This window comes from Rhizobium sp. 268 (assembly GCF_036571585.1).
Lineage (GTDB): Bacteria > Pseudomonadota > Alphaproteobacteria > Rhizobiales > Rhizobiaceae > Rhizobium > Rhizobium redzepovicii.
This window is the reverse complement of sequence record NZ_JAPPSO010000054.1, coordinates 1-3,610: the sequence shown is the minus strand read 5'-3', so window position 1 is coordinate 3,610 and position 3,610 is coordinate 1. Positions and strand designations below refer to the sequence as shown.

Here is a 3,610-nt window from a genome sequence, read left to right as displayed (position 1 = left end):
CGCAGCGCTGCGTCGAGGTTCGACAGCGGTTCGTCGAACAGGAAGGCCGAAGGCTGGCGCACGATGGCGCGGCCGATCGCCACGCGCTGGCGCTGGCCGCCGGACAGCTGGCGCGGCTTGCGCTCCAGATAATCGGTAAGGTTCAGCACCCGGGCGGCATCCGTCACCTTGCGGTCGATCTCAGCCTTGTCGACGCCCGCCATCTTCAGCGGAAAGGCGATGTTGTTGCGCACGCTCATATGCGGATAGAGCGCATAGGACTGGAACACCATAGCCAGGCCGCGCTCCGACGGCGCCTTTTCGGTGGCGTCCCTGCCGTCGATGACGATCTTGCCGCCGGAGACATCCTCGAGACCGGCGATCAACCTAAGCAGCGTGGACTTGCCGCAGCCCGACGGGCCGACGAAGACGACGAATTCGCCGTCCTTGATATCGAGATCGATCGAAGGGATGACCTTGGCTTCGCCGAAGACCTTGGAAACCTTCTGAAGGGTAATGCTGCCCATGTTTGTCTCCCTTTATCTTATTTCACAGCGCCGAAGGTCAGGCCGCGGACGAGTTGTTTCTGGCTGAACCAGCCAAGGATCAGGATCGGCGCGATCGCCATCGTCGATGCCGCCGACAGCTTGGCGTAGAACAGGCCTTCCGGACTGGAATAGGAAGCGATGAAGGCCGTCAGCGGCGCCGCCTTGGAGGCGGTGAGATTGAGCGTCCAGAACGCCTCGTTCCAGGCAAGGATGATGTTCAGAAGCAGCGTCGAGGCAATGCCGGGCACCGCCATCGGCGTCAGCACGTAGACGATCTCCTTCATCAGCGATGCCCCGTCCATGCGGGCCGCCTCGAGGATTTCGCCCGGGATTTCCTTGAAGTAGGTATAGAGCATCCAGACGATGATCGGCAGATTGATCAGTGTCAGCACAATCACCAGGCCGGTGCGCGTGTCGAGCAGGCCCGAATTGCGAAACAGCAGGTAGATCGGGATCAGCGCGCCCACAGGCGGCATCATCTTGGTCGACAGCATCCACATCAGCACGTCCTTGGTCCGCTTGGTCGGCGAAAACGCCATCGCCCAGGCGGCGGGAATAGCGATGATCAGGCCGATCAGCGTCGAGCCGAAGGAAATGATCACCGAGTTCATGAAGTGGCTGAGATAGTTCGACCGGCTCTGCACCTCCGCATAGTTCTCCGTCGTCCAATGGAAGAACAGGAACTGCGGCGGCGAGGCGATGGCATCGGCTTCCGACTTGAAGCTGGTCAGGAACGTCCAGAGGATCGGGAAGAAGATCAGGATGCCGAGCGTCCAGGCGATCGCGGTGACGATGACCTTGCGCTGCGTTGTGACTTTTCTGGCCATCTCAAGCCTCCAGATTCTTGCCGACGAGGCGGACGAGGAAGATCGCGACGATATTGGCAAGCACGACGGCGACGATGCCGCCCGCCGAAGCGCCGCCGATATCGAACTGCAGCAGTGCCTGGGCGTAGACGAGGTAGGTGAGGTTGGTGCTGTCGGTGCCCGGCCCGCCATTGGTGGTGACGAGGATTTCGGCAAAGACCGAAAGCAGGAAGATCGTCTGGATCAGGATCACCACGGTGATGGCACGCGCCATGTGCGGCAGGATGATGTAGATGAACTTCGAGATCGGCCCGGCGCCGTCCATTTCGGAGGCTTCCTTCTGCTCCTCGTCAAGCGACTGCAGCGCCGTCAGCATGATGAGGGTGGCAAAGGGCAGCCATTGCCAGGCGACGATCAGAATGACGGAGAACAGCGGCGCATTCGCCAGCCAGTCGATCGGCTGCAGGCCGAGCGCCTTGGCAAGATGGGCAAACAGGCCGTTGACCGGGTTCATGAACATGTTCTTCCACACCAGTGCTGCCACCGTCGGCATGACGAAGAACGGCGCGATCACCAGAATGCGCACGATGCCCTGTCCGTACATCGGCTGATCAAGCAGCAGCGCAAAGGCGATGCCGCCGATGACGGTGATCAGCAACACGCCGGCAACGAGCAGCAGCGTATTGATCAGCGCCGCGATGAAGGCCGGATCGGACAGGAAGTATTCGTAGTTGAGCAGACCGACGAAACTCTCCATGCCGGGGCTGAGCAGATTGTAGTTCAGCAGCGAGAAATAGATCGTCATCGCAAGTGGGACGATCATCCATGCAAAGAGGAGCAGCACGGAGGGCGCAATCATCAGGCGCGCCGCGGAGCGGGTATGCAAGGTTGCCATGGCAATCACCGATCTGATCTGAAGCGGGGAGCGGCCGCAGGAAGGCTTTGTCTGAAAAAGCGGCCGCCGATGCAGTTCGGGCATCGGCGGCCCAGAGGGGCGGATTGTCAAGAATCCGCCTCTTGCTCAGGAGGTTGTTATTTGATGTAGCCGGCTTTGGTCATTTCCCGGGTTGCCAGCTGCTGGGCGCTCTTCAACGCCTGATCGACCGAAATCTGGCCGGCAAGGGCTGCCGAGAACTGCTGACCCACCGCCGTACCAATGCCCTGGAATTCCGGGATCGCCACGAACTGGACGCCGACATAGGGGACCGGCTTGACGGTCGGCTTGGTCGGATCGGCCGCCTCGATCGAGTCGAGCGTCATCTTGGCAAACGACGCCGCCTTCTGGTAGTCCGCATTCGCATAGAGCGATTTGCGGGTGCCCGGAGGTGCATTCAGCCAGCCTTCCTTCTCGGCGACGAGGTTGCTGTATTCCTTGCTGGTTGCCCAGGCGACGAACTTCTCAGCCGCTTCGGCCTTCTGGGTACCTGCCGGGATGGCGAGGCTCCAGGCCCAGAGCCAGTTGCCGCGCTTGCCGAGGCCCTTGTCCGGGGCGAGCGCGAAGCCGACCTTGTCGGCGACCTGCGACTGCTTCGGATCGGCGACGAAGGAAGCGGCAACCGTTGCGTCGATCCACATGCCGCACTTACCGGTCTGAAACAGCGCCAGGTTCTCGTTGAAGCCGTTGGAGGAGGCGCCCGGAGGGCCGGCATCCTTCATCAGCTTGACGTAGAAATCGAGCGTGTCCTTCCATTCCGGCTGATCGAACTGCGGCTTCCACTTCTCGTCGAACCAGCGGGCGCCGAAGGAATTGGACATGGCCGTCAGGAAGGCCATGTTCTCGCCCCAGCCGGCCTTGCCGCGCAGGCAGATGCCGTAGACTTCCTTGTCCTTGTTGGTGATCTTGCGGGCAGCGTCGGCAATGAAGTCCCAGGTCGGCGCGTCGGGCATTTTCAGGCCGGCAGCGTCGAACAGGTCCTTGCGGTACATGACCATCGAGCTTTCACCATAGAACGGCGCAGCATAGAGCTTGCCGTCTACAGTCAGGCCGCTGCGGATGGCCGGCAGCAGGTCGTCGACGTCGTAGTTGGCGCCGAGATTGTCGAGCGGCAGCAACCAGTCCTGTTTCGCCCAGATCGGAACTTCATAAGTGCCGATCGTCAGCACGTCGTACTGGCCGCCCTTGGTCGCGATGTCGGTCGTGACCTTCTGGCGCAGCACATTCTCTTCGAGGGTTACCCATTCAAGGTCGATGCCCGGATTCTTCGCCTTGAAGTCATCCGTCAGCTTCTGCATCCGGATCATGTCGCCGTTGTTCACGGTCGCGATTGTCAGCGTTTC

Annotated in this window: 4 protein-coding genes; all 4 read right to left on the bottom strand. The window is 61.1% G+C overall.

The window, feature by feature from the left end:
- A partial coding sequence (locus OS035_RS33290) for an ABC transporter ATP-binding protein (RefSeq protein WP_331815611.1) occupies window positions 1-506 on the bottom strand: 506 nt, incomplete at its 3' end.
- A 17-nt stretch (window positions 507-523) separates the two neighbouring features.
- Window positions 524-1,354 carry a carbohydrate ABC transporter permease gene (locus OS035_RS33285; protein ID WP_064819036.1) on the bottom strand — a complete coding sequence of 277 codons (831 nt, stop codon included), beginning with the start codon at window positions 1,352-1,354 and terminating at the stop codon, window positions 524-526.
- A 1-nt stretch (window position 1,355) separates the two neighbouring features.
- On the bottom strand, window positions 1,356-2,228 hold the full coding sequence (locus OS035_RS33280) for a carbohydrate ABC transporter permease (RefSeq protein WP_131711872.1): 873 nt from the start codon (window positions 2,226-2,228) through the stop codon (window positions 1,356-1,358).
- A 137-nt stretch (window positions 2,229-2,365) separates the two neighbouring features.
- A partial coding sequence (locus OS035_RS33275; protein ID WP_097630121.1) for an ABC transporter substrate-binding protein occupies window positions 2,366-3,610 on the bottom strand: 1,245 nt, incomplete at its 5' end.